Genomic DNA, 24,505 nt, shown 5'->3' with positions numbered 1-24,505 from the left:
GTGCGTCCTCGACGACCGCGTGCGGTTTCGCCGATGCGGCGGGGGCCGCGTGGCGCCTCAGGCCCCCGCGCGCGCGAGGGGCGTGTCGTCGAGACCGGCGATCAGGTCGCGGAGGCTGTCGAAGACGCTCTCGGCCCCGGCATCCGTCAGCTCTTCCCGCGAGAAGCCGCCGGTTCGTACCGCGATCGTGGGGACGGATGCCTTCGAGGCGGCGATCGCATCCCAGGGGGAGTCGCCGATCATGACGCCGTGGGCGCCCGAGACGCGCGCGAGCGCGGTCTGCACCAGATCCGGCGCGGGCTTGCTGGCCTCCACGTCGTCGGACGTCGTCCACGCGTCCGCGAGCTCGCGCGCGTCGAGCAGATCGAGGAAGTGCTCGACGTGGTCCTTCTTGCCCGAGCTCGCCAGCACGACGCGGAAGCCCCGCTCTTTGACGGCCAGCAGCAGGTCGTGCGCGCCGTCGAACGGGCGGACCTCGTCGATCATGGGGGAGATCTCCTGGCTCCAGGCATCGCGCAGGGCATCGCCGTGCTCGCGCTCGACGGCGTCGCCCACGAGTGCGGGGACGAGCTGGTCGCCGCCCTTGCCGATCGAGCGGTGAATCCGCCAGACCGGCAGGACGAGGTCGAAGCGCCGGAACGCGCGGTACCACGCGAGTGCGTGCTGGTAGTTGGTGTCGACGAGGGTGCCGTCGACGTCGAAGATCGCAGTGTCGGCCATGACCCCACTCCATCCGGTCGGAGATCGAGGGTCACGGCCGTTGCGGCTTATGCGCACCCCGGCTACACTTTTACTGAACGATCGGTCTGTAAAAGGAGTCGACGATGACGATGACCGCCCCCACGACGGAGGCCCTCGACGGCGAGGCGATGTTCGACGCCCTGATCGAGGCCGACGGACGCATCGAGCCGCGCGACTGGATGCCCGACGGCTACCGGCGCACGCTCATCCGCCAGATCTCGCAGCACGCGCACTCCGAGATCATCGGCATGCAGCCCGAGGGGGCGTGGATCACCCGGGCCCCGAGCCTCAAGCGCAAGTCGATCCTGCTCGCGAAGGTGCAGGACGAGGCCGGGCACGGTCTGTACCTGTACTCCGCCGCGCAGACGCTCGGCATCACGCGCGACGAGATGACGCAGCAGCTGGTCGACGGCACGGCGCGGTACTCGTCGATCTTCAACTACCCGACCCCGACGTGGGCCGACATGGGCGCGATCGGCTGGCTCGTCGACGGCGCCGCGATCTGCAACCAGGTGCCTCTGTGCCGTGCGTCCTACGGACCCTACGGCCGCGCGATGGTGCGCATCTGCAAGGAGGAGTCGTTCCACCAGCGCCAGGGGTTCGAGATCCTGCTGACGCTCATGCAGGGCACCGACGAGCAGCGGAAGATGGCTCAGGATGCCGTGGACCGGTGGTACTGGCCGAGCCTGATGATGTTCGGACCCCCCGATGACGACTCGCCCAACTCGGCGCAGTCGATGGCGTGGAACATCAAGCGCTTCAGCAACGACGACCTGCGCCAGCGCTTCGTCTCGATGCTCGTGCCGCAGGCCGCGGTGCTGGGCGTGACCCTGCCCGACCCCGAGCTGCGCTTCAACGACGAGACGGGCCAGTACGACATGGGCGAGATCGACTGGACCGAGTTCCAGGAGGTTCTCGCGGGTCGGGGACCGCTCAACCGCCAGCGCCTGCAGAACCGTCGCGCCGCGCACGAAGAGGGTGCGTGGGTGCGAGAGGCCGCGGCGGCGTATGCCGCCAAGAAGAGCGCCGCCCGCACCGAGACGGCGGCCGCCTGATGGCCACCCCCGGCGGCAGCCCCGCCGAGACCTGGCCCCTGTGGGAGGTCTTCGTGCGCGCGAACCGCGGTCTGAGCCATGTGCACGTCGGCTCCCTCCACGCGCCCGACGCCGAGCTCGCGGTGCGCAACGCCCGCGACCTCTACACCCGTCGCGGCGAGGGCGTCTCGGTGTGGGTCGTGCCCTCGGATGCCGTGACCACGAGCGACCCGGGAGCCAAGGGCGCGTTCTTCGAGTCGCCCGCGGGCAAGAACTACCGGCACGCGGTGTACTACACCGCGTCAGAGGGGGTGCCGCACCTGTGAGCACCTCGACCGATCACGGCGCAGCGCCGGCGGCGGAGGCGATCGCGGGAGACCGGTCCCTTCGACAGGCTCAGGGACCTGATGCGGCGACGGTGGCTGAGCCCGACGCGGGGGACCGGTCCCTTCGACAGGCTCAGGGACCTGCGGTGAGCGACGCCCACGACCCGCACGGCGACGTCTCGCTCGACGTGCGCGAGCTCTCGGCCGAGTTGGCCGGGGGAGAAGACCGCGCGACCGACCCCGACGTCGCCGCCTACGCCCTGCGCCTCGGCGACGACGCCCTGATCCTGTCGCAGAACCTCTGCGGCTGGATCGCCCGTGCCCCCGAGCTCGAGGAAGACGTCGCCCTCGGCAACATCGCCCTCGACCTGCTCGGTCACGCCCGCTCGCTGCTGCGTTACGCGGGGTCGTACGACGGCCGCAGCGAAGACGACCTCGCCTACTGGCGCGACGAGCCCGAGTTCCGCAGCGTCTGGCTGTTCGAGCTCCCGAACGGCGACTTCGCGCACACGATCGCCCGTCAGCTCCTGGCATCCGCGTATCTGCTCGAGCTGTACCGCGACCTCGCGGCATCCGCCGATCCGGTGATCTCCGCCGTCGCGGCGAAGGCCGAGAAAGAGGTGGACTACCACCGCGACCACGCGGTGCAGTGGACGCTGCGTCTCGCCGGCGGCACCGACGAGTCGCGTCAGCGCTTCCTCGTCGCCCTCGACGACGTGTGGCCCTATCTCGACGAGCTGTTCCGCGACGAGCCGCTGCACGACCGTCTCGAGGCGATCGCGGTGCGCCCGTCGTCGCTGCGCGGTCGCGTCGACGACGTGCTCGCCGTCGTCCTGGCCGAAGAGGACGTGCCCGTCCCCTCGATTCCTGGCTCCTCCGCGGGGGGTCGTCGCGGCGCCCACCACCCCTCGTTCGGGCCGTTGCTCGCCGAGATGCAGGTGCTGGCCCGCCGGCATCCGGGGGCGACGTGGTGACCGCGGCCCTCGAGCACGCGCGGGAGGTCGTCGCGGCCGTCGTCGACCCCGAGGTGCCGGTGCTCACGATCGACGACCTCGGCGTGCTCCGCGACGTGCGCCTCGACGGCGACACGGTGACCGTCACGATCACCCCGACCTACTCGGGCTGCCCCGCGGTCGACGCGATCCGCGATGACATCGTGCTCGCGCTCACCGCGGCCGGCTTCGACAACGCGGTGGTGAAGACGACGCTCACCCCCGCGTGGACGACCGACTGGATGAGCGACGACGGCAAGCGCAAGCTCACCGAGTACGGCATCGCCCCGCCGACCGGCCGCGCGCCCGCGGGACCCATCCGCGTGACGCTCAGCGTCGCGTGCCCCCGCTGCGGTTCGTTGAACACCCGCGAGGTCTCGCGCTTCGGCTCCACCTCGTGCAAGTCGCACTGGGAGTGCCGCGCGTGCCTCGAGCCCTTCGATCACTTCAAGGCCCTCTGATGACGATGACGGATGCCGTGAACCCGGCAGCCACTCCCGGAACCCCGCGCGCCCGCGCCCGCTTCCACACCCTGCGTGTCGCCGACGTGCGCCCGCTCACCCCGACCGCGATCGAGGTGACCTTCGCGGTGCCCGACGACCTCGCTGACGCGTTCGACTACGCGCCCGGGCAGTACGTCGCGCTCCGTGCCCGTGTCGACGGCGAGGAGCTGCGCCGCTCGTACTCGATCTGCCGACCGCCGGCGCGCGGCTCGATCAGCGTGGGCATCAAGCGCGACCCCGACGGGCGCTTCTCGACGTGGGCGCACGAGGGCCTGCGCCCCGGCGACGAGGTCGACGTGATGAGCCCCCAGGGCACCTTCGTTTCGAAGGCCTCGACCGCGACGGGCCACGTCGTCGCGATCGCCGCAGGCTCGGGCATCACGCCGATCATGGCGCTCGCCGCCGACGTGCTCGAGCGGTCCGCCGACAGTCGCATGACCATCGTCTACGCCAACCGGTCGTCGACCGACGTGATGTTCGTCGACGAACTCGCCGACCTCAAGGACCGCTACCCGTCGCGCCTCACGCTGCACCACGTGCTGTCTCGCGAGCAGCGCGCGGCGCCGGTGTTCTCGGGGCGCATCGACGACGAGCGGCTGCGGCTGATCCTCTCGCGCCTCATCGATCCGGCATCCGTCGAGGAGTGGTTCCTGTGCGGGCCGTTCGCCCTCGTCGAGCTGTGCCGACAGGTGCTCGCCGAGGTCGGCGTGCCGCGCGAGCGCGTGCGCTTCGAGCTGTTCACCGCGGGCGAGGGCGATGCCCCCGCGCAGACCGGGGGAGCACGCCTGGTGCGCGTGCGCCAGGACGAACCGGTCCGCCGCATCGACTTCACGCTCGACGGGCAGTCGGCTTCGGTCGACAGCCCGGTCGCCGCGAACGAGACGATCCTCGCCGCAGCACTGCGCGTCCGACCCGACGTGCCGTTCGCGTGCGCGGGAGGCGTGTGCGGAACCTGTCGCGCCCGCGTGATCGAGGGCGCCGTGTCGATGACCGAGAACTACGCCCTCGAGCCCGATGAGATCGAACGCGGGTACGTGCTCACCTGTCAGTCGCACCCGAGCACCGACGCCGTCCGCGTCGACTACGACGGGTGAGCGCGATGATCGACTACCGCTTCGACGAGGGCGTCGCCGAGATCGTGCTGAACGCGCCTGCTCGGCGCAACGCCCTCGGACTCGACGACCTGCACGAGCTCGCCGCCGCGTACGACCGCGCCGAGGCCGACGGCGCCCGCGCCGTGCTGCTGCGCGGAGAGGGACCGTCGTTCTGCGCCGGCCGCGACATTTCGGGCGTCGATCCCGCGACCGACGACGTCGCCGGTTACCTCGACGACACGCTCACCCCGCTGCTGCGACGCATGGCGATGTTCCCCGCACCGACCTTCGCCGTCGCGCACGGCGCGTGCCTCGGCGTGGGAGTCGGCCTGCTGATCGCCACCGACGTCGTCTACGTCGCCGACACCGCCAAGCTCGGCTCGCCCTTCGCCGCCCTCGGGGCGACCCTCGACTCGGGCGGTCATGCGCTGTTCGCCGAGCGCCTCGGCATCCATGCGACCCTCGACCTCATCTACACCGGGCGCCTGATGTCGGGCGACGAGGCGGTGCGCGCGGGGCTGTTCTCCCGGGTCTTCCCGGCCGACGAGGTGACGGATGCCACGGCGCTGGCCGCCCGTACGGCGGCGGCGGGTCCGACGGCGGCGTTCCGCGCGAGCAAGCGCATCGTGGCGGCGGTGCGCGACGAGCGCCTCGGGCTGTGGGAGGCGATGGCCCTGGAGAACCGCGCGCAGGCCGCCCTGGCCGCCACGGCGGACTACCGCGAGGGGTTCGCCGCGTTCCAGGCGAAGCGTCGACCGGAGTTCACCGGCCGCTGAGCACGCGATCCGACCCCCGCGTGCGCGAATCGTCCGCGGGCCGCGGCGGCATCGCTGATTGAATCGGACCATGCCGCGCATCGACGATGATGACGAACTCTCCGCCCTCCGCCGACGGGCCTACGCCCCCGGGGCGGACATCTCCGCCGACCCGGCGGCGCTGCGCCGACTCATCGAACTCGAAAGCCGCGACGTCGCCGACGACCCCGCTCCGCCCGTGCCGGAGGCCGCCGACGAGCCGAGCGGGCCGAGCGATGCGGGGGAGCCGCCCGTGGCATCCGACCCGCCGCGTCGGAGGTTCCGGATGCCGCGCCTGCGGCATTCCACGACGATCCTGCTGACCGCGGCCGCCCTGGTCGTCGTGTGCGCGGCGACGGCGCTCGTGCTGGTGCAGCGCGTGCAAACCGACCCGCTGCAGGTCGGGGCGACGCAGATCGCGCGTCTCGCCGCCGATCCGGACTTCGACGTTCCGGCATCGTTGACACGGGGCGTCACGAGCGCGGTGACGGCATACGAAGAGTTCGAGGGCTTTCGCGTCATCACCTATGCCCCGTTCGAGGCCGACGAGAACGCAGCCCGATGCATGACGGTGTGGCAGCCCGAGCTGCTCGAGGTCTCCAACGGTGGATTCTCCTACGACGGGCGCCTGTTCCTGGATTCGTGCGGAGCGGGGATCTTCCCGGCCGAGGGAGTGCTGCAGCTCACCGAGGACTCCGCCGAGATCCGGGCGACCGATCTGCCTCCCGGCACCGCCCTGCAGTTCGTCTACGACGCCCCGAACGACGAGGTCGTGGTCTTCCGGGGCTGAGGTAACGGCATCCGCCCCGTTTCTCGTGCGATCGCCGCGCCCTGCGCCGCTCGCGGCCCGCACGCATCGCGAGACTTCATCTCGCCGACAACTCCGTTGCAGCCTGACGCGGGGATGTCAGCGAGTTGCAGTCTCGGGCACTCTGGGGACACTCGCGGCCCCGGGACGGATCCGCCGAACGTAAGAGCACCTCGACGGGATACCCCCGCACACGACGATGCCCCGGCGCGCGGCCGGGGCATCGATCGGAAGCGTCAGCGCGTCAGGCGGCGTTGGTCACCGCGAACTGCACCGAGCCCTGCTCGGGGTCGACCTGCGCGTCGAGCACGCGGTCGTCGAGCACCGCTGCGGCGTCGCTGTCGAGGAAGACGCGCGCTCCGCCGTTCTCGACGACGGCGTCGCCGGTGGCGGGGGCGTCGACGACGCTCAGCTTGAACTGCGACTCGGGGGAACCGGCGCCCTCGATCCGGATGCCGCTGTGCGGGGCGTCGGGGATCTGGGCGGTGATGGTCTTGACGGCGGTCGTGGCCTCTTCGGTGAGCGTCAGCATGGGCGACTCTCTTTCTCTGATCGACGACAGGAGTCAGCCACGATGCCGAGAATCCGCGCGGCTCTCAACCTCAAACGGTCATTGCCAGGGCTTTCTCACCGGCCGTCCAGGCGTCAGGGGAGCAGTCCCGCGCGGCGTGCGCGGGTGACCGCGGCGTGCCGCGTCGAGGCGTCGAGCTTGGCCATCGCCGAGGCGAGGTACGACTTCACGGTGGTCTCGCGCAGCTGCAAGGTGGTCGCGATCTCGCCGTTAGTCGACCCGACCGCCGCGCACGCGAGCACGTCGATCTCGCGGCGCGAGAGGTGCACGTCGGGGTCGGGTGTGGTCACGGGGGTGTCGCCGGTGAGGGCGGCGAGCCGGCCCTCGACGTCTTCGAGGCGGCGGCGCACGCTGTCGTCGCCGACAGTGGCGGCGATGCTGCGCAGTTGGGCGTAGCTCTCGCGGATCTCTTCCCGCGCTCCGGCGCTGAGCCCGCCCTCGGGGGTGGGCGCCGACTGCAGGCGGCGCTCGACCTCGGCGCGCACGCGCAGTTCGGTGCCGAGCTCTCCGGCGACGTCGAACGCGGGGCGCGCTTCGACCTCGCCGACCGGCGCCTGGGCCCACGAGCCGCAGTAGAGCACGCCGCGCGCGGTGCCGCCCACGAGCACGGGCACGGCGAAGAGGGTCGCGATGCCCTCGCCGAGGATGGCGCGGTCGTAGTCGTGGGTGATCGAGCGCGAGGTGCGGTAGTCGAGCGTCATGCGGGGGCGTCGCTCGACGAGCGCTCGTCCGCCGAGACCCCGCGAGGCGTGCACGACGAGCCCCTCGATGCTGCGCGTGCGGGCGCCGACGATGCTCGACACGTGCACGGCGCCGTCGTGCTCGAGGCCGCCGAAGGCGACGGGGAAATGCGTGCGTCGGGCGAGTTCGACGACCGCGTGCGACACGAGCGTCGCATCGTCTCGAAGTGCGGAGGGTGCAGCCACGCACTACCTACTTCCGGGGGTGACGGCTTCATCGCCGCGTTTCGTAGCGTCGACTGTATCACCGGGAAAGCTGACGCCGACCCGGACTTTTCCCCGATCGGCGCAGCGTTGCGCCGGACGCATGAGGCAAGGAGGCCACATGACGGATCGTCGGATCGACGACGCGCACACCAGCGGCGTCGACTACATCGCGGTCGAGGAGTCCGCCCCGTTCCGGGAGCTGAAGCGGCGGCAACGCAGCTTCGTCTTCCCGCTCGCGGTGGCGTTCCTCGTCTGGTACTTCGTCTACGTTCTGCTGTCGTCGTTCGCGCCGGAGTTCATGGCGCAGCCGGTCAGCGGCGCCATCACCGTCGGGCTGCTCTTCGGGCTCGGCCAGTTCGTGACCACGTTCGCCATCACCATGGGCTACGTCGCGTACGCCAACCGCCGCCTCGACCCGGGTGCCGAGCAGCTGCGCTCCGAGCTCGAGCGCGCTGAGGAGGGTCGCTCGTGAACGACGTGCTCGCCTCCATCGATGCGGCCGTGCAGACGGTCGAGAACAACCCGGTGCTGAACATCTCGATCTTCGGTGCGTTCGTCGCCGTGACGCTGTTCATCGTGATCCGGGCCAGCCGCAACAGCAAGACGGCGGCCGACTACTACGCGGCGGGCCGGTCGTTCACGGGACCGCAGAACGGCTTCGCGATCGCGGGCGACTACCTCTCGGCGGCGTCGTTCCTCGGCATCGTCGGGGCGATCGCGATCAACGGCTACGACGGCTTCCTCTACTCGATCGGCTTCCTGGTGGCGTGGCTGGTGGCTCTGCTGCTCGTGGCCGAGCTCATGCGCAACACCGGCAAGTTCACGATGGCCGACGTGCTGTCGTTCCGGCTCAAGGAGCGCCCGGTGCGGATGGCCGCGGCCATCACGACCCTCGCGGTGTGCTTCTTCTATCTGCTCGCGCAGATGGCGGGCGCCGGCGGACTGGTGTCGTTGCTGCTCGGCATCACCGAGCGGGTGGGGCAGTCGATCGTCGTGGCCGTCGTCGGCATCCTGATGATCGTGTACGTGCTCATCGGCGGCATGAAGGGCACCACGTGGGTGCAGATCGTCAAGGCGTTCCTGCTCATCGGCGGCGCGGTCGTCATGACGGTGTGGGTGCTCGCGATCAACGGCTTCAGCCTCAACACCCTGCTCGAGAGCGCCGTCGCCGCCTCGCCCAAGGGTGACGCCGTATTGGCTCCGGGTCTGCAGTACGGCAAGAACCCGTGGGACTTCATCTCGCTCGCGCTCGCCCTCGTACTCGGCACCGCGGGTCTTCCGCACGTGCTGATGCGCTTCTACACGGTGCCCACCGCGAAGGAGGCCCGTCGCTCGGTGGTGTGGGCGATCTGGCTGATCGGCCTCTTCTACATCCTCACCCTCGTGCTCGGTTACGGCGCGGGTGCCCTCGTGGGCTCGGAGGCCATCCTCGCGGCGCCCGGCGGCGTCAACGCCGCAGCCCCCCTCCTCGCCTTCGCGCTCGGCGGTCCGCTGCTGCTCGGCTTCATCTCGGCGGTCGCGTTCGCGACGATCCTGGCGGTGGTCGCGGGTCTCACGATCACCGCGGCCGCGTCGTTCGCCCACGACATCTACGCGAACGTCGTCAAGAAGGGCGACGTCCCGCCCGACGGAGAGGTCAAGGTGGCGCGGCGCACGGTGATCGTGATCGGCGTGCTCGCGATCCTGGGCGGTATCGGCGTGCAGGGGCAGAACGTGGCCTTCCTGGTCGCCCTCGCCTTCGCCGTCGCGGCTTCGGCGAACCTGCCGACGATCCTCTTCTCGCTGTTCTGGCGTCGGTTCACCACGCGTGGTGCGGTGTGGAGCATGTACGGCGGGCTGGGCTCGGCTCTGCTGCTGATCTTCCTCTCGCCGGTGTTCTGGGGGACCCCCACGAGCGTGTTCGTCAACACGGGAGTGGCGATCTGGCCGTTGAACAACCCGGGCATCGTCTCGATCCCGCTCGGGTTCTTCCTCGGCTGGCTCGGGTCGGTGACCTCGCGCGTCGCGGAGGATCGGCGCAAGGCCGCCGAGATGGACGTGCGCTCCCTCACCGGCTTCGGAGCGGAGAAGGCCTCGAACCACTAGCGGCTCGCTGCGGTCGCCCGGCGCCCGGTCCTCGCTTCGGAGGGGCCGGGCGTCGGCGCGCGCAGAGGCGGGGGTCGTCGGCATCCGTCCCTCTCCTCCCACGGCGCGTCCTCGGGAGAATCGGAGAGGCCCAGGCGCTCACACGGAGGCGCGGTCCGCCTCAGAGACGGGGAGGGACCCGCCCAGCAGCGCCTCGGCCTCCAGCGTCAGCAGGAACCGCTTCACCTCGGGGTGACCGCCGTACTCGCCGATCGATCCATCGGAGCGCACGACGCGGTGCACCGGCACGACGATCGAGAACGGGCTCGACGCGCACGCGGTGCCCACGGCGCGGGCGGCGCGATCGACGCCGGCCATCCGCGCGACCTCACCGTACGACGCCACCTCGCCATAGGGGATCTCGCACGTCGCCTCGAGCGCCGCCCGGGTGAACCCGCGCACGAGGCGGAAGTCGAGCGGCACGTCGAACTCCCGGCGCGCGCCGTCGAAGTACTCATCGAGCTGCGCCACGAGCGACGCCCCCACTGCGGAATCCGGCTCGGCCATGACCCCCAGTCGATGGGCGATGCTCTCGCGGGCGAGGTCGAGACCGTCGTGCGCGACGTCGAGGCGCACGAGGGCGTCGTCGACGAACGTGAGCAGGACCGGCCCCACCGGGCTGTCGTAATCGGTGCTGGTGACTCTGTTCATGCGCTCATCCTCACGACCGCGTCGATCTCGTGCTGCGGCGGATGCCGGGAATGGGGACGATCCGCTCGACTCGCCGCCTGTGGAGGAAGCGCCGATCGCGCGGCGTGTCGTCTATTCCCGCGAAACTCGCCCCCGCTGCGCGGGATCCCGCATCGACCGGCTTAGTCTGGCAGGTGTGTGGCGAGCTGAGGACGGGACCGTGATCGGTACCGACGGAGACGAATCGACGTCCGTCGATCCGGGTGAGCTGCGACTGTCGGAACCCGGCATCGTCGTTCGTCACGTCGCCGACCCCGAACGCGACCGCATCAGGGCCGAGGCCGCGGTGCTCGGCGGGCGCTCGACGCTGCTGCGGTTCGACGACGCGCGCGACGCCGGCATCGACATCACCAAGGCGCACCCGGGCTCGCTCCCGCAGTTCATCACGGGTCGCGCCACCATGCTCAGCAACCTCTTCCGCGACGAGGTCGCCCTGCGCACGGCGCGGATGGCCGCAGAACGCATCACCGCCAAGAACGTCGAACTGCGCACCGCGCGCGGCCTCGAGCCCGTGCACCTGGCCGTGGGCCTGTCGGCGTGGAAGATCGGGGGAGTGGAGTGGTCGGCCCCCGTGCTGCTGCGTCCGCTCGCCATCCGCCGCCACCACGGCGACTTCGAGCTCAAGCTGCACGGCGCGTTCGTGATGAACCCCGAGCTCGCGCGTGCGTTCCGCACCCACCTCGGCATCCAGATCGACAGCGCGGCCCTCGCCGGTCTCGCCTACGACCAGGGCGTATTCAAGCCGCAGCCGGTGATCGACCACATCCGTCGCCTGACGACGCACGTGCCGACCTTCGTCGTGCATCCCCGCCTGATCATCTCGTCGTTCGCCGACGTCGGTTCGGGCATGGCGCGCGACACGCACGACCTCGACGACACGCTGTTGAACGCCCTCGCCGGTCACGCCGACGACCGCGCGCGCATCACCGTGCGCCGCGCCGAGCCGGCCGTCGTCGGGCCCGACGAGCGCGCGCCCGCCGCCGACACCCTCCTCCTCGACGCCGACGCCGAGCAGGAGCGCGTCCTCGCGCGCATCTCCGCCGGCCACTCCCTCGCGGTCCACACGCTCCCCGGCACGGGCGGCACGCAGACGGTCATCAACGCGATCGGCCAGCTCGTGCACGACAACAAGCGCGTGCTCGTCGTCAGTGCGCGTCGGTCGACGCTCGACGGCATCCGGCACCGCCTCGCCGGCGTCGGTCTCACCGGACTCGCCGTCTCGCCGCACCACGTTCGCCGCGATCTCATCCGCGCGATCGGCCGCAACGAGAAGGCCGAGCAGCCCAAGGTCGCCGAGATCGACGACGCGCTGGTGCGCCTGCGCACCGTGCTGCGCGACTACCGCTCGGCGGTGACCGAGCCGCACCTGGCCCTGGGCGTCTCGGCGCTCGACGTGCTGCGCGAGCTCACCAAGCTGGCATCCGTCTCTCCGCCTCCCTCGACCGCGGCGCGCTTCGACGTGGCCACGCTCGAGCGTCTGTCGGGTCGCCGCGACGCGGCCGCGCGGGCTCTGGCGATGGCCGCACGACTGGGCGAGTTCCGCTTCGGCCCCGACGACTCTCCCTGGTACGGCGTCAGCTTCACCCGCACCGAAGACGCGCGGGTCGCGCACGACCTGGCCGGCAAGCTCCACTCCTCCGACGTGCCGCGTCTCATCGAGCGCGGATACGAGCTCATCGCGCAGACGCGCATGCGCCCGTTCCAGACCGTGTCGGAGCTGGGTTCGTACCTCAAACTGCTGCAGGGCATCCGCGAGTCGCTCGACCGCTTCAGCCCCAGCGTGTTCGAGCGCCCCATCGGCGAACTGATCGACGCGCACTCGCCGCGCCGCGACGGCTCCGCGATGAGCGGTCCGAACCGTCGTCGCCTCAAGCGCCTGTCGAAGGAGTACGTGCGCCCGGGCGTGCACGTGCCCGACATGTACGAGGCGCTCATGCGCATCCAGCAGCAGCGCACCGAGTGGCACCGCCTCGTCGAGGCCGGCGTCGCCCCCGAGGTGCCCCTCGGCCTCGCCGACGTGCACGTGGCGTGGCAGCGCACCGACGCCCTGCTCGGAGAGCTCGATCAGATCCTCGGTCGACAGGGCTCGGAGCGTCTGGCGACCCTTCCCGTGCAGCGCCTGGTGCGCACGCTCGCGGGCCTCGCCGCCGAATCGGAGTTCTTCGACAACCTCGTCGAGCGCGCGCAGCTGCGTTCCGAACTCGCCCGCCTCGGCCTCGAGCAGCTCCTCGTCGAGCTGTCGGTGCGCCACGTCCCCGAAGAGCGGGTCGGCGCCGAGCTCGAGTTCGCGTGGTGGCAGTCGGCTCTCGAGCACCTGCTGCGCAGCGATCGCGCCCTGCTCGGCGCGAACACCAGCGTCGTCGACCGTCTCGAGCGCGACTTCCGTCTCGTCGACGAGGCGCACGCAGCGGCGGCGGGTCCGCTTCTCGCGGCGCAGCTCGCGACCCAGTGGCGCATCGGCATCGTCGATCATGCCGACGAGGCCACGGCCCTCAAGCACGCGCTGAAAGACGGCCTGCACACCGCGCAGGAGATCTCGGATGCCGCGCCCACCCTGCTGCGCACGCTCGCGCCGGTGTGGTTGGCGTCGCCCTACGAGGTGCCCGACGTGCCGTGGGATCTGGCCTTCGATGTCGTGATCATCGCGGATGCCGCGGCCCTGTGCCTCGCCGAGGCCACTCCGGCCCTGCGTCGGGCGCGTCAGGTGGTGCTCTTCGGCGACCCGGTCGTGCAGAAGCCGACCCCGTTCCGCGTGAGCGCGGCGATCGCTCCCACTCTCGACGACGAAGACGGCGTCGAAGGCGACGAGGTGCCGTTCGACGACCGGTCGGTGTTCGAGCGCGTGGCCGAGCTGCTGCCGGTCGAGACCCTCACCCGCAGCTACCGAGCCGGGGGAGAAGACCTCTCGCAGCTCGTCAACGACGCCTTCTACGGCGGCGAGATCGTGTCGCTGCCGTGGGCGGGTTCGTACCTCGGACGAGGCAGCCTGAGCGTCGACTACGTCGAGGGCGGAGTCGGCGCGCCCGACCCGGTCAGCGGTGCGGTCGAGAGCCCCGACGCCGAGGTCGCCCGCGTGGTGACCCTCGTGATCGAGCACGCCGTCAACCGCGCCTCCGAGTCGCTCATGGTCGTCACCGCCAGCCGCAAGCACGCCGAGCGCGTGCGCGCCTCGGTCGTCGCGGCGCTGGCCGGGCGGTCCGACATCGCCGAGTTCGTCTCGCGCGACGCGGCGGAGCCCTTCGCGGTGCTCACGCTCGAAGAGTCGGTGGCCGAGAGCCGCGACCGCGTCGTCTTCTCGCTCGGTTTCGGCCTGACCCGTCACGGGCGCGTGCTGAGCGACTTCGGCGACCTGTCGACGCCCGACGGCGAGCGGCTGCTCACGGTCGGTATGACCCGTGCTCGTCGCTCGATGGTGATCGTGTCGTCGATCCGGCCCTCCGCCTTCGACGACGGACGCCTCGAGCACGGAGCCGCGACGCTCATGGGCATCCTCGGCAACGTCGCCGCGCGCGGACGCGAGAGCCGCCTCGAAGACCTCGCCGACCCCCTCACCCGCGCGCTCGCGCGCGAGCTGCGGCAGCTCGGCGTCGAGGTCGACGTGGACTACCGCGGACTGCTGCCGCTGGTCGCGCGCTACCAGGGCAAGGCCGTCGTCGCCGAGAGCGACCCCGAGACGATCGGCGAGTCTCTGCGCGAGACGCTGCGTCTGCGCCCGCAGATTCTGCGGCGACTCGGGTGGCACTACGTGCGCGTGCACGCCTTCGACCTCTACAGCGACCCTGCGGGCGTCGCCGCACGCATCGCCGGGCTGCTCGGTGTCGCGCCCGTCGACGGTGCGGGTCCCGACACGAGCACCGAACAGCTCGACCTGCCCGGCTGAGCCGGCGATGACCGAGAATCCGGACGAGACCGGCTTCGGCGCTGCGGCGGTGAGTCCGGTCCCTTCGACAGGCTCAGGGACCTCGGCTGCTGAGGCTGTCGGAACTTACGACGGGCGCGTGAGTCCGGTCCCTTCGACAGGCTCAGGGACCTCGGCTGCGCCGTCGTCCCCGGCTGAGCCCGTCGACGCCTCCGATGCAGCGATGAGTCCGGTCCCTTCGACAGGCTCAGGGACCTCGGTGGCGCAGGGCGCGGACGACGTCCGACAGCCCGTGGTCCGCGTGCGCGGCGCGCGCCGCGCACGCCTGATGCCCGCACCCGGCACGTCGGCCGAGCCGGCACCCGCCGACGACCCCGCCAGAGGTGCTGGCTCGCGCCCCGCGGCATCCGGGCCGAACGACGCGCGCATGCTGCGCGAGGTGCCCCCGCACTACTGAACGACGAAGCCCACGGCATCCGCCCGTCTCTCGAGAGGGGCACGGATGCCGTGGGCTCCGTCGGGCCGTCAGGCCTTGTCGTTCTGGCGCTCCAGCAGATCGCGGATCTGCACGAGCAGCTCCTGCTCGGTGGGCAGCTTCGGCTCGTCGGTGGCGGGCTCGTTCACCCCGGCGCGAGCGGCGGCGATGGCCTTCCACCGGTTCATCGGGTAGACGAACACGAGGTAGACCACGATCGCCACGGCGAAGAAGCTGATAATCGCCGAGAGCAGGGTGGGAAGGGGGAAGACCACTTCCTGCCCGTAGATGCCCGTGATCGACGGTCCGATCTCGCCGTTCTCCGCAGGCTTGTAGAACACCTCGATCAGCGGGGTGATGACCGCAGCGACGATGGCGTTGACGACCGCCGTGAACGCCGCGCCGATGACCACCGCGACGGCGAGGTCGATGACATTGCCTCGGAGGATGAACTCCTTGAATCCTTTGATCATGCGCAGGCTCCCCTTCTGGCCGCGCCGACCGGGGCTAGGAGGCCGAGGACGGGGCGGACGTCTTCGTTTCCGACTTCGATGATGTCGAAGAACCGCCCGAGCCGCTACCGGACCCGCTCGGGGTGGAGGAGCGGGAGTCGGTGCGGTAGAACCCGGAACCGTTGAAGGTCACCCCGATCGAGCCGTACTGCTTGCGCACCTCGCCGCCGCACTCGGGGCACTCGGTGAGAGCGGCATCCGAGAAGGACTGCACGGTGTCGAAGCGGTGTCCGCACTGCTTGCAGGCGTAGGAGTAGGTGGGCATCGGGTTCCTTCGGGTATTCAGGGGGTGCGTGCGGTGATCTTGACCGTGCGGGTGGGGGTGACCACGCCCGAGACGGGTTGGTCGTGCACGTCGCGGGGCACGTCGTCGATGAGCTCGGAGTCGAAGATGACCGCGTACACCGGCGGGCACTTCTCCATCGAGCCGAGGGTCTTGTCGAAGTAGCCGCGGCCCCAGCCGAGGCGCATGCCGCCCTGGTCGACGGCGGCGGCGGGGATCACCAGCAGGTCGACGTCGTTGACGGCGATGGGCCCGAGCACGTCGCCCACAGGTTCCGGCAGGCCGAACAGTCCCTCGGTGATCTCGGTCTCGGGCGTCGCGACGCTCCAGTCGAGAAGGCCGTCTTCGCGCGTGATCGGAAGAAGCACCCGGATGCCGCGTGCCACCGCCCCGCTGACGAAGGCGTGCGTGCCGGGCTCGGTGGGCGTCGACAGGAAGCACGAGATGCTGCGCGCACCGAGGCGATCGACGAGGGCGTCGAGCTGCTCTTTGACGCCGGCCTCGGCCACCTCGCGCGCGTGCGCCGAAACGGTCTGGCGGCGTTCGCGCAGATCGGCGCGCAGTGCGCGCTTGGCCTGCTCGATGCGATCCGGCATGCCGGTAAGTCTACGTGCGCGCATGTAACGGCGGTGTCGCCGGCTGCCTATAAGGTATGCCCATGCCTCATAAGCCCTTCAAGGCCGTGATCCCGGCCGCCGGACTCGGTACGCGCTTCCTTCCCGCCACCAAGGCGATGCCGAAGGAGATGCTCCCGGTCGTCGACAAGCCGGCCATCCAGTACGTGGTCGAAGAGGCCACTTCGGCCGGTATCGACGATGTGCTCATCATCATCGGTCGCAACAAGAACAACATCGCCAACCACTTCGACTCGATGCCCGAGCTCGAGGCCAAGCTGCGCGAGAAGGGCGACAGCGACAAGCTCGCCAAGGTCGAGCACTCGTCCGACCTCGCCGACATCCACATGGTGCGTCAGGGCGAGCCCAAGGGCCTCGGCCACGCGGTGCTGCGCGCCCGCAGCCACGTCGGCGACCACCCCTTCGCCGTCCTCCTGGGCGACGACCTCATCGACGAGCGCGACGCTCTGCTCACCAAGATGATGGAGGAGTACGACAAGCGCGGCGGTGCCACGGTCATCGCCCTCATGGAAGTCGACCCCGAGCACATCCACCTCTACGGTGTCGCCGCCGTCGAGGCCACCGACGAAGACGACGTCGTCAAGGTCACGCAGCTCGTCGAGAAGCCCAAGGCCGAAGACGCCCCCTCGAACCTCGCGATCATCGGTCGTTACGTGCTCGGCCCCGACGTGTTCGACATCCTCGAGCGCACCGAGCCCGGCAAGGGCGGCGAGATCCAGCTGACCGACGCGCTCGAAGAGCTCGCCACCGGTGGCGGCGACGGCGGCGGCGTCTACGGCGTCGTGTTCCGCGGCCGTCGCTACGACACCGGCGACCGGGTCGACTACATCAAGGCGATCGTCCAGCTCGCGGCCGACCGCGACGACCTGGGCCCGGCGCTGCGTCCTTGGTTCAAGGAGTTCGCCAAGGGTCTCTGACCCCGCGGGGTGCAATGGATCTTTCGATTCCGAGGCGGCACGGCCAGGTGTCGATCCGTCTCATCCGCAATCGCGACGCGCGCGTCCTCCAGCAGCAGCTGATCGACAATCGTCCGTGGTTGCGTCCGTGGGAGGCGACGAGTCCCGACGGCCCCGTGTCGTTCGACATGCGCCTCGGCATCCGTCGCCTCCTGCAGCAGTACCGCGACGGCGTCGGCGTCCCCCTCGTGATGGCGTGGGACGACGACGTCGCCGGACAGCTGAACGTGTGGGGCGTCTCGCGCGGTTCCCTGGGCTCGGCGACGATCGGCTACTGGGTGGCCGAGGAGTTCGCCGGCCGCAACATCACCACGGTGAGCGTGGCGATGGCGACCGACCTGTGCTTCACCGAGCTCAACCTGCACCGCGTCGAGATCTGCATCCGGCCCGAGAACCACGCGAGCCTGCGTGTGGTCGAGAAGCTCGGCTTCCGGTACGAGGGCCTGCGTCGTCGCTACATCCACATCGACGGCGACTGGCGCGATCACTACGCGTTCGCCCTGGTGCGCGAAGAGGTGCCGCACGGTGTGCTCGACCGCTGGCAGCGGGGCCAGGTGCCCCCGGATGCCGCTCGCGTTCCGCCCGCCGACCGCATTTAAGCGCGCTCCCCGGGGTGCTTGCGCCCCATGTGCAGAAGTCTGGGCACGACACGCGGGGGGATGCCGAGGTGTGATCTCTCGGTGGCCTACCTTTATGCCATGGGTGGGCAGGTTCTCAGCGGTGGCGTGATCGTCTTCGTCGCCGTCGCGCTCTGGCTGGTGTACCTCCTTCCGTCGTGGCAGAGCCGACACCGGTTCACCTCGGTCGAACGCAACGCCGTCCGCCTCAATCAGGCGCTGCGCGTGCTCGCCGAGACGGCCGAGACGCCGCGCGAGGTGCACCTCGAGCTCACCACCCGCACCGCCCACCAGCAGCAGAAGCTCGCGCGGCAGGTGCAGGCGCAGAAAGCCCAGATCGAGCTCGCGGCCGCCAAAGCGCGCCTCGAGGTCGCTCGTCTCGAAACCGCGCGCGATCGTGACGTCGTGAAGGAGCAGCGCGCCGCCGCTCTCGACGTCGCCCGCGCCGAGCGCGCCGCCGCGGTCGAGGTGGCCCGCGCCGAGCGCGCCGCAGCCCTCGAGAAGACCCGCGCCGAGCGCGCCGCCGCCCTCGAGCGCGCCCACGCGGAGCGCGCCGCGGCGGTCGCCCGTCCCGAGGCTCGCCGGGCGCGTGCCCGCCGTCGCTTCCGCCTGGCCACGACGGCGACCGCGCTGGTCGGTGTCGTCGCCGCCCTCGTCGGTGCGATCCAGGTCGTCGCGGGAGCAGCCCCCGTCGTGCTGATCATCGGGGTCACCGTCGTGCTGGCCTCGCTCGTCGTGCTTCGCCGACTGTCCGTGATCGCGGCCCGCACCCAGGTGCGTCCCGCGGTCGAGGCGACGGCTCGCGCTGCGGCCGAGGTGCAGGACGTCGCTCTCCTGCCCGAGCCGCGCCCGACCTGGACGCCGCGCGAACTGCCGCGTCCGCTGGTCGCATCGGCCGGCTCACGCGCAGCCGCCGTCGTCGACGAGCAGGTCGCCCGCGAGGCGCTGCGCGCAGCCGCTCGCGAAGAGGCGGCCCGCCACATCGCGGCCACTCAGGCCCCCACGCCCATCGAGACCGCTCGCCCGGTCGAGACGCCTGCCGCCGCTCCCGTGCCGTCGAAGTACGCGGCCATGGGCTACGTCGACGACGGCGAGATCGACGACCACGTGCGTCGTCTGCTCGAGCGTCGCGCGTCGGGCCAGTAAGCCCCGCCGACGACGCCACCGACCGCGGGGCGTCGCCGCCGACGGCATCGCCGACGCAGCGGCATCCGTCGCCCTCATCCGTCGATGCACGGCGCGCCCGGGGTGCGCCCCGCGTCGGGTGACGGGGAGGTGTCGTGATAGTGTTTACGAGGTTTCCGGGCCTGTGGCGCAGTTGGTAGCGCGCCTCGTTCGCATCGAGGAGGTCAGGGGTTCGAATCCCCTCAGGTCCACCGAAAACACAGCGCCGCATCTCTCACGGGGTGCGGCGCTGTTCTGCGTGTGCCTCACTCGGAATGCCTCGCCCCGCCGACGATGGGTGACAGCTCCAGGGCTGCCTCGTGGAACACCTGCACCATCGGGTTCAGGGTGTCGGACAGGCTGCACAGCACCACGGTGGCGGGCTCGATGTCGTCGATCGGCACGTAGGCGAGCTCCTCGCGCTGGTAGCGCCGCGAGGCCGATTCGCCGGCGATGTTCACCCCGGCGCCGACCGCGACGAGCTCCGGTAGCCCCTCGATGCTGTCGGCTGTCGGCCCGCGCTGCGGGCGCGAGCCGTCGGGGCGCGGGTCGACGAGCCACCAGTCCATCACCTCGGGCGCACCCCCGCTGGCGGCGACGAAGGTTTCGTGCGTCGTCTCGAGGATCGAGATCGACTCCCGCCCGGCCAGGTGGTGTCCGTGCGGTACGACGAGCACCCGCTGTTCGCGCCAGAGCGGCTCGGTGCGCACGCGAGGGGCGAGCCGCAGGGGCGAGCCGCGAAGATCACTGTGAGGGCCGACCATCAGGCCGCCCTCCACGTCGGTGATCACGCTCTGTCCGCGACGGCGACGGCGCTGGTTTCCTGAGGATGCCAGTGGCGGGGCGATAGATCATCTCCGTCGCCACGCGCAGTGTGGGCTCCTCCGGATGCGCGCGTCGCAGCGCTCGAGAGATCTGTTGCGGACTCCACCGCTCTCCCAACCGCGCGACGACGTACGAAGGCAGCATCGAGTCGGTGGTCGGCTTCAGTGGTCGCGTCAGACGGCGGCGGCTCGCGGTTGTCGCGCGTGCATGAAACGGTCGATACTGCCCAGACGAACGCAGATTCCATCGCAGTTCACGACTGACCGTAGATGGCGCCCTCCCGAGTATCTTCGCGATCGCCCTGGGACCCATGCCGCGCGATGCAAGATCGGCGATCAGAACCCTCTCCTCTTCCGAAAGGAACCGAGGCGAGATGACGCGGACAGAGAGCGGCTCAAGCGGGGCACGATCTTGACGGTGCCATCCTTGCGTCTGACCGTCGTGCCGTTCTTCCAGATGTTCGCTGCAGACCGGCTGACGCCCACCTCCCGCGCCGCCGCGGACAAGGGCCACCGCTCGGCAAGCAACTCCATGAACCACTTCCGAGCCAATGACTTCGGCCTACGACCCGGCCCCTTCCGAACACGACAAGACGACATACGAGAACCCCTTTCGGATGGTCCTCATTGCGATCGTCACTGGAAACAACCGCGCCGCTACTGTCCAGCTTCAGAGCGCCGTCGACACCGATGATGTTGCTTCTTTCACACGAGGCCCCGTCGCAGACACCTGTCATACTCAGTATCACTGGGGGATTTATGAAAGCTACAAAAGTTCACATCAGAAACTTTCGGTTACTCGAGGATACAGAGATTGCGCTTGACGACGCGACCACGATGATCGTGGGACGCAACAACAGTGGCAAGACGTCGGTCGTCGAGATCTTCCGAAAGCTCACGCGAGCAGACCGCACTCCGTTCGGTTTCGACGACTTGTCTTTGAGTGCGCATGATCGCTTCGATGCCGCCCTGGCTGCGTATGACGAGATGGTCGCAGCGCAGGCAACAGGCGACTCAGATGCCGTCGAGGAGGCGCGCGATCGAGTGCAAGACCTGCCTACGATCGAGTTGACGCTCACGGTTGAGTACGCAGCCGACGATGTGATCTCGGCGCTCGCTCCATTCATCATGGATCTCGATCCGGATCGGTCTGATGCGACGTTCGTGTTTCAGCTGCGGGTTAGGGACCCTGAGGCGACGTTTAAGGAGTACCGCGAGCAGGATGCCCGGAAGCCGATGGATCTCCACCGATTTTTGCGCAAACGCTTTTCAAGCCTGACCACGACATCGATTGAAGCAATCGATGCTCAGGATCCGAGTAACCGCCGTGTCGTTTCGGATGTGGAGTTGTCTCGCCTGATCTCGGTGAGGTTCATTTACGCGCAGAACCAGATTGACGACCTTTCTTCGGACGCCACCCGGAATCTTTCGAAGGGCTTCGAGAGCTTCTTCCGTTCGAATCAGACAGACAACTCTGTTGCGGAGGCCATCGACGATCTGCTCGAGAGCGCTGGCGCGGATCTGGACAAGCAGTACCAGGAACTGTTCAAGGCGATCTATGTAGATCTTCAGCTTTTCGGCGTCGGCAGTATGCCGGGCCTTCCCGTGTTATCAGTTGTGTCTCAACTCGAAAGCGTCCGAGTGCTCACCGATAATGCGCGGCTGTACTACAGTGACGCCGGTCAGACGAAGCAATTGCCGGAGGCGCATAACGGGCTCGGCTACTCCAAGCTGATCTTCACAATTCTCCAGTTCATCTCATTCTACGAGGAACTCAAGCGCAGCACTCCTGAACCATCCATTCAGCTCATTTTTGTTGAAGAGCCCGAGGCGCATCTTCACCCGCAGATGCAGAATGTCTTCGTTCGGAGTATCGGTGGCTTCATCGGTTCCAAGGCGGACTGGAATGTCCAAGTCGTCATCACTACTCACTCGTCGCATGTTGTGGCCGAGAGCGGGTTCGAGTGCATCAGATACTTCGACAACTCTGAGAAGCCCATGCAGGTGCGTGATCTTTCGACCTTCCAACTGAGAGAACAGAAGAAGGATGGCGGGCCCGAGACGCTCCGCTTCCTCCGCCAGCACATGGTGCTGAACCGCTGCGACATGTTCTTTGCTGATCAGCTCGTGCTGATCGAGGGAGCCGTTGAGCGTCTCCTTCTGCCCACGATGATCCAGAACGTTGCTCCAGACCTCGCCCACAAGTACCTTTCAGTGATTGAGGTGGGCGGTGCGTACGCTCATCTGTTCCGCAGCATCATCGAGTTTCTGAATGTTCAGACGCTCATCATCACCGATATCGACAGCGTGGACCCTGCGGACAAGCGAAAGGCGGCGCCGGTAGCTTCCGGAACGGTGACCAGTAATCCAACGCTCAAAGCGTGGCTGCCGGCGAAGGATTCCATCGATGAGCTCTTGGTCGTCGATGCTGCTGGCAAGACATCTAACCGGGTGCGCGTTGCGTATCAGGTTCCTGATGACCCTCAGGCTGGCGCCGGCAGAAGTTTCGAAGAGGCATTCATTCTTGCGAATCCGGAGCTACTCGCCGGAGCCCGCCTCGCCGGCACCGAGCGCGCGTTCCAGAACCCGGACGGCACACGGAAGTCGACCAGCGAACTTGTCGCGGACTCCTGGACTGTGGCGACCAACATCGGGAAGAAGACGGACTTTGCTTTTGACATCGCCCTGCTACAGGGGTGGAACACGCCTCTGTACATCAAGGAGGGGCTGGAATGGCTGAGCCAGAAGCCTTAGCACAGATCGCCGACGCGCTTGCCAACAAGGAATCGTTCGTCCTGGAAGCAGGCGCAGGTTCCGGAAAGACGCGTACCCTCATTGACACCGTGCAGTTGGTGTTGGCGCAAGAGCGCGAGTCGATGGTCAAGACCGGACGGCAAGTAGTCTGCATCACCTATACGAACGTTGCCAAGGATGAGATCACGCACCGTCTCAATGCGGATCCACTTGCGCTCGTGGGTACGATCCATGAGTTTCTCTGGCAGGTAGTCTCCCCATTCCAGCGTGAGCTTCGACTCGAGATCCTTGCCATTAACGCAACGGCGAAGAAGTCGATCGAGGGGCTCGATGCGTTGCTTTCGACGCAATCGGTGACCTACGGGCAGTTTGGTCGTCACTTTGACCGAGGTGAGCTCTCGCACGATGACGTTCTTACGGTTTCCGGTGAGCTCTTCACGAAGTACCCGAAGATCGTTCGTATCGCCGCGAATCGGTTTCCATTCATATTTGTCGACGAGTACCAAGACACTAGCGAGAGCGTGGTTGCTCTCCTCCTGAATCACTTCGTGAAGAGTGATCAGAAGCCGGTCGTCGGCTTCTTCGGCGACACGATGCAGCAGATCTACGACTCAAAGATCAGCGATGTCGCCGGAACGCACGGTCTCCGTCTCGTCACCAAGCTCGAGAACTACCGATGCTCCATTGCAGTCATCGACGTCTTGAACCGGCTTCGAACCGACATTCAGCAGGTTCCTGCTGGTCAGAATCTGCCCGGGCTAGTGCACCTTCTGACGGCGAGTGCGGGATCCCCAGATGTTTACGAAGCGGCAATGACCCACCTCGCTCCCTCAGGCTGGACGAGGGAGAACACGAAGACGCTGATGCTGACTCACAAGGGAATCGCGCGTGAGGTCGGGTTCACGAGTCTGGTTGATGCGTACGGCAAGCGAAGCTTCGGAACCGAGCAGCTCATGCAGCGTGACGACGAGTTTGGCGAGTTCTTCACCTACATCGGTGCCCTCGTTGGCAGCTACGACAGCAGGCGATTCGGCGTGTTTCTTAACTTGCTCGGACAGTCGGGGTTCGAGTTCAAGGCGGCGTCTCAGAAGGCGGAGATCGCCACTGAAATCAATGGCCTGAAGGAACTCCTCTCAACGAAGAACGTCGGCGAGGTGGTTGACTTTGTCGCCGCGAGTCCTCTGATCCCGTTACCCAAGAAGATTCGTCAACTTCGGGAGCGGATGTCGTCAGTTACCGAAGAGGGTGATTCCGTCTTTGAGAAGAAGAAGGTCTTCTACGACGCTGTGCGTGGCGTCGCGTGGTCGCAGATCCGGAATTTCCTGGACTACGCCGATGAGTTCACTCCGTTCTCAACCAAGCACGGCGTGAAGGGCGCAGAGTTCGAGAACGTGCTGGTGATCGTCGATGACTCGCTATGGAACATGTACAAGTTCGGGCAAGTGTTCACTGACGACCGTTCGAACTCTGGTCGCTTCGAACGGTCACAGAAACTGCTGTACGTGTGCTTCTCGCGCGCGATGGACGGACTCGCAGTGCTCTGGCTCGGGGGCTCGAGTTCGGGGGAGCTTGCGGGCCTGAAGACCCTGCTCAACGTCAGTACGAGTACGGCCATCAGCACGTAACCCATCTGCGTCGTTCGCAGGAGGTGCCCGTCGCCGCGTCGCGACCTCCACTCCACAACCACCTCATCTCGCCAGGCCAACGTCGCCATATCGGGTTGGCGGGATGGGGAGCTCACGCTTAAGGAGCCCGGCGAGTGGCTCGATGACCCGCCTCGGGACGTTCCACCGCTACGCGGT

The 24,505-nt window shown here is 68.5% G+C and carries 25 protein-coding genes and 1 tRNA gene; 17 read left to right on the top strand and 9 right to left on the bottom strand.

Annotation, left to right across the window (positions count from 1 at the left end; all coding sequences use genetic code 11):
• Positions 1-57 precede the first annotated feature (57 nt).
• A complete protein-coding gene (locus tag RWH43_RS15405) occupies positions 58-720 on the bottom strand; it encodes an HAD family hydrolase (protein WP_316001881.1) in 663 nt (220 codons plus the stop codon).
• Between the two features lie 104 nt (positions 721-824).
• Between RWH43_RS15405 and paaA the strand changes: the two genes are divergently transcribed.
• From paaA to RWH43_RS15370, 7 genes are all read left to right on the top strand, one after another.
• On the top strand, positions 825-1,796 hold the full coding sequence (gene paaA / locus RWH43_RS15400) for a 1,2-phenylacetyl-CoA epoxidase subunit PaaA (protein WP_230705378.1): 972 nt from the start codon (positions 825-827) through the stop codon (positions 1,794-1,796).
• Positions 1,796-2,101: a 1,2-phenylacetyl-CoA epoxidase subunit PaaB gene (gene paaB, locus RWH43_RS15395; RefSeq protein ID WP_055838158.1), complete on the top strand. Its 306-nt coding sequence runs from the start codon at positions 1,796-1,798 to the stop codon at positions 2,099-2,101. The genes paaA and paaB overlap by 1 nt, the downstream gene beginning before the upstream one ends.
• A 146-nt stretch (positions 2,102-2,247) precedes the next feature.
• Positions 2,248-3,075, top strand: a complete 828-nt coding sequence (gene paaC, locus RWH43_RS15390) for a 1,2-phenylacetyl-CoA epoxidase subunit PaaC (protein WP_316001880.1) — start codon at positions 2,248-2,250, stop codon at positions 3,073-3,075.
• Positions 3,072-3,554, top strand: coding sequence for a 1,2-phenylacetyl-CoA epoxidase subunit PaaD (gene paaD, locus RWH43_RS15385; RefSeq protein WP_316001879.1), 483 nt, complete (start codon positions 3,072-3,074; stop codon positions 3,552-3,554). The genes paaC and paaD overlap by 4 nt, the downstream gene beginning before the upstream one ends.
• Positions 3,554-4,690 carry a 1,2-phenylacetyl-CoA epoxidase subunit PaaE gene (paaE, locus tag RWH43_RS15380; protein WP_316001878.1) on the top strand — a complete coding sequence of 379 codons (1,137 nt, stop codon included), beginning with the start codon at positions 3,554-3,556 and terminating at the stop codon, positions 4,688-4,690. Before paaD ends, paaE begins: the two co-directional genes overlap by 1 nt.
• 5 nt (positions 4,691-4,695) lie before the next feature.
• A complete protein-coding gene (locus tag RWH43_RS15375) occupies positions 4,696-5,466 on the top strand; it encodes an enoyl-CoA hydratase/isomerase family protein (protein ID WP_316001918.1) in 771 nt (256 codons plus the stop codon).
• Between the two features lie 70 nt (positions 5,467-5,536).
• On the top strand, positions 5,537-6,274 hold the full coding sequence (locus RWH43_RS15370) for a hypothetical protein (RefSeq protein ID WP_316001877.1): 738 nt from the start codon (positions 5,537-5,539) through the stop codon (positions 6,272-6,274).
• Between the two features lie 262 nt (positions 6,275-6,536).
• Here the strand turns inward: RWH43_RS15370 and RWH43_RS15365 are convergent, their stop codons facing one another.
• Positions 6,537-6,824: a Fe-S cluster assembly protein HesB gene (locus RWH43_RS15365; RefSeq protein WP_144833972.1), complete on the bottom strand. Its 288-nt coding sequence runs from the start codon at positions 6,822-6,824 to the stop codon at positions 6,537-6,539.
• Between the two features lie 113 nt (positions 6,825-6,937).
• Positions 6,938-7,789, bottom strand: coding sequence for a helix-turn-helix transcriptional regulator (locus RWH43_RS15360; RefSeq protein ID WP_144833973.1), 852 nt, complete (start codon positions 7,787-7,789; stop codon positions 6,938-6,940).
• 139 nt (positions 7,790-7,928) lie between these two features.
• Between RWH43_RS15360 and RWH43_RS15355 the strand changes: the two genes are divergently transcribed.
• Positions 7,929-8,282 (top strand): DUF485 domain-containing protein, encoded by a 354-nt coding sequence (locus RWH43_RS15355; RefSeq protein ID WP_144833975.1) that lies wholly within the window; start codon positions 7,929-7,931, stop codon positions 8,280-8,282.
• The gene (locus RWH43_RS15350; RefSeq protein ID WP_186325541.1) at positions 8,279-9,895 is read left to right on the top strand and encodes a monocarboxylic acid transporter; all 1,617 of its coding nucleotides are present in this window, start codon (positions 8,279-8,281) and stop codon (positions 9,893-9,895) included. Before RWH43_RS15355 ends, RWH43_RS15350 begins: the two co-directional genes overlap by 4 nt.
• A gap of 138 nt (positions 9,896-10,033) precedes the next feature.
• Here the strand turns inward: RWH43_RS15350 and RWH43_RS15345 are convergent, their stop codons facing one another.
• Positions 10,034-10,585, bottom strand: a complete 552-nt coding sequence (locus RWH43_RS15345; RefSeq protein ID WP_144833977.1) for a methylated-DNA--[protein]-cysteine S-methyltransferase — start codon at positions 10,583-10,585, stop codon at positions 10,034-10,036.
• A 199-nt stretch (positions 10,586-10,784) separates the two neighbouring features.
• Between RWH43_RS15345 and RWH43_RS15340 the strand changes: the two genes are divergently transcribed.
• Both RWH43_RS15340 and RWH43_RS15335 read left to right on the top strand, forming a co-directional pair.
• Complete coding sequence (locus RWH43_RS15340) at positions 10,785-14,504, top strand: AAA family ATPase (protein ID WP_316001876.1); 3,720 nt, start codon at positions 10,785-10,787, stop codon at positions 14,502-14,504.
• 202 nt (positions 14,505-14,706) lie between these two features.
• Complete coding sequence (locus RWH43_RS15335) at positions 14,707-14,940, top strand: hypothetical protein (RefSeq protein WP_144833979.1); 234 nt, start codon at positions 14,707-14,709, stop codon at positions 14,938-14,940.
• A gap of 68 nt (positions 14,941-15,008) precedes the next feature.
• Here the strand turns inward: RWH43_RS15335 and mscL are convergent, their stop codons facing one another.
• From mscL to RWH43_RS15320, 3 genes are read right to left on the bottom strand one after another with little or no spacing between them, the layout of a single operon-like run.
• The gene (gene mscL / locus RWH43_RS15330) at positions 15,009-15,431 is read right to left on the bottom strand and encodes a large conductance mechanosensitive channel protein MscL (protein WP_316001875.1); all 423 of its coding nucleotides are present in this window, start codon (positions 15,429-15,431) and stop codon (positions 15,009-15,011) included.
• Between the two features lie 34 nt (positions 15,432-15,465).
• Entirely contained in the window at positions 15,466-15,735 is a 270-nt protein-coding gene (locus tag RWH43_RS15325) for an FmdB family zinc ribbon protein (protein WP_144833983.1), read from the bottom strand.
• Between the two features lie 17 nt (positions 15,736-15,752).
• Entirely contained in the window at positions 15,753-16,349 is a 597-nt protein-coding gene (locus RWH43_RS15320; protein ID WP_144833985.1) for a 5-formyltetrahydrofolate cyclo-ligase, read from the bottom strand.
• 62 nt (positions 16,350-16,411) lie between these two features.
• Here RWH43_RS15320 and galU point away from each other — a divergent pair, with 62 nt between their 5' ends.
• The 4 genes from galU (at position 16,412) to RWH43_RS15300 (ending at position 19,337) form a co-directional block, all read left to right on the top strand.
• Entirely contained in the window at positions 16,412-17,305 is an 894-nt protein-coding gene (gene galU / locus RWH43_RS15315; protein ID WP_144833987.1) for a UTP--glucose-1-phosphate uridylyltransferase GalU, read from the top strand.
• A 14-nt stretch (positions 17,306-17,319) separates the two neighbouring features.
• On the top strand, positions 17,320-17,943 hold the full coding sequence (locus RWH43_RS15310; protein WP_144833988.1) for a GNAT family N-acetyltransferase: 624 nt from the start codon (positions 17,320-17,322) through the stop codon (positions 17,941-17,943).
• Positions 17,944-18,042: 99 nt separating this feature from the next.
• Entirely contained in the window at positions 18,043-19,107 is a 1,065-nt protein-coding gene (locus RWH43_RS15305; RefSeq protein ID WP_144833990.1) for a large exoprotein, read from the top strand.
• A gap of 157 nt (positions 19,108-19,264) precedes the next feature.
• A tRNA-Ala gene (locus tag RWH43_RS15300) sits at positions 19,265-19,337 on the top strand.
• Positions 19,338-19,391: 54 nt separating this feature from the next.
• Here the strand turns inward: RWH43_RS15300 and RWH43_RS15295 are convergent.
• Both RWH43_RS15295 and RWH43_RS17660 read right to left on the bottom strand, forming a co-directional pair.
• Positions 19,392-19,916 (bottom strand): LysR family transcriptional regulator substrate-binding protein, encoded by a 525-nt coding sequence (locus RWH43_RS15295; protein ID WP_316001874.1) that lies wholly within the window; start codon positions 19,914-19,916, stop codon positions 19,392-19,394.
• Positions 19,870-20,262, bottom strand: coding sequence for a helix-turn-helix domain-containing protein (locus RWH43_RS17660; RefSeq protein ID WP_437127397.1), 393 nt, complete (start codon positions 20,260-20,262; stop codon positions 19,870-19,872). The genes RWH43_RS15295 and RWH43_RS17660 overlap by 47 nt, the downstream gene beginning before the upstream one ends.
• 377 nt (positions 20,263-20,639) lie before the next feature.
• On the opposite strand from RWH43_RS17660, the gene RWH43_RS15290 reads away from it, so the two are divergent.
• A complete protein-coding gene (locus RWH43_RS15290) occupies positions 20,640-22,703 on the top strand; it encodes an ATP-dependent nuclease (RefSeq protein ID WP_316001917.1) in 2,064 nt (687 codons plus the stop codon).
• Positions 22,682-24,328, top strand: a complete 1,647-nt coding sequence (locus RWH43_RS15285) for a UvrD-helicase domain-containing protein (RefSeq protein WP_316001873.1) — start codon at positions 22,682-22,684, stop codon at positions 24,326-24,328. The genes RWH43_RS15290 and RWH43_RS15285 overlap by 22 nt, the downstream gene beginning before the upstream one ends.
• Positions 24,329-24,505: the final 177 nt, after the last annotated feature.

Origin of the sequence: Microbacterium algihabitans (assembly GCF_032464975.1) — a bacterium.
Taxonomy (GTDB): Bacteria; Actinomycetota; Actinomycetes; order Actinomycetales; family Microbacteriaceae; genus Microbacterium; species Microbacterium algihabitans.
This window is presented reverse-complemented; position numbering and strand designations above follow the sequence as displayed.

Bases quoted from the DNA above. Each gene is read 5' to 3' on its own strand.
- RWH43_RS15405 (WP_316001881.1), bottom strand. From the start codon at position 720: ATGGCCGACACTGCGATCTTCGACGTCGACGGCACCCTCGTCGACACC.
- paaA (WP_230705378.1), top strand. From the start codon at position 825: ATGACGATGACCGCCCCCACGACGGAGGCCCTCGACGGCGAGGCGATG.
- paaB (WP_055838158.1), top strand. From the start codon at position 1,796: ATGGCCACCCCCGGCGGCAGCCCCGCCGAGACCTGGCCCCTGTGGGAG.
- paaE (WP_316001878.1), top strand. From the start codon at position 3,554: ATGACGATGACGGATGCCGTGAACCCGGCAGCCACTCCCGGAACCCCG.
- RWH43_RS15375 (WP_316001918.1), top strand. From the start codon at position 4,696: ATGATCGACTACCGCTTCGACGAGGGCGTCGCCGAGATCGTGCTGAAC.
- RWH43_RS15370 (WP_316001877.1), top strand. From the start codon at position 5,537: ATGCCGCGCATCGACGATGATGACGAACTCTCCGCCCTCCGCCGACGG.
- RWH43_RS15365 (WP_144833972.1), bottom strand. From the start codon at position 6,824: ATGCTGACGCTCACCGAAGAGGCCACGACCGCCGTCAAGACCATCACC.
- RWH43_RS15355 (WP_144833975.1), top strand. From the start codon at position 7,929: ATGACGGATCGTCGGATCGACGACGCGCACACCAGCGGCGTCGACTAC.
- RWH43_RS15345 (WP_144833977.1), bottom strand. From the start codon at position 10,585: ATGAACAGAGTCACCAGCACCGATTACGACAGCCCGGTGGGGCCGGTC.
- RWH43_RS15335 (WP_144833979.1), top strand. From the start codon at position 14,707: ATGAGTCCGGTCCCTTCGACAGGCTCAGGGACCTCGGTGGCGCAGGGC.
- mscL (WP_316001875.1), bottom strand. From the start codon at position 15,431: ATGATCAAAGGATTCAAGGAGTTCATCCTCCGAGGCAATGTCATCGAC.
- RWH43_RS15325 (WP_144833983.1), bottom strand. From the start codon at position 15,735: ATGCCCACCTACTCCTACGCCTGCAAGCAGTGCGGACACCGCTTCGAC.
- RWH43_RS15320 (WP_144833985.1), bottom strand. From the start codon at position 16,349: ATGCCGGATCGCATCGAGCAGGCCAAGCGCGCACTGCGCGCCGATCTG.
- galU (WP_144833987.1), top strand. From the start codon at position 16,412: ATGCCTCATAAGCCCTTCAAGGCCGTGATCCCGGCCGCCGGACTCGGT.
- RWH43_RS15310 (WP_144833988.1), top strand. From the start codon at position 17,320: ATGGATCTTTCGATTCCGAGGCGGCACGGCCAGGTGTCGATCCGTCTC.
- RWH43_RS15305 (WP_144833990.1), top strand. From the start codon at position 18,043: ATGGGTGGGCAGGTTCTCAGCGGTGGCGTGATCGTCTTCGTCGCCGTC.
- RWH43_RS17660 (WP_437127397.1), bottom strand. From the start codon at position 20,262: ATGGGTCCCAGGGCGATCGCGAAGATACTCGGGAGGGCGCCATCTACG.
- RWH43_RS15290 (WP_316001917.1), top strand. From the start codon at position 20,640: ATGATGTTGCTTCTTTCACACGAGGCCCCGTCGCAGACACCTGTCATA.
- RWH43_RS15285 (WP_316001873.1), top strand. From the start codon at position 22,682: ATGGCTGAGCCAGAAGCCTTAGCACAGATCGCCGACGCGCTTGCCAAC.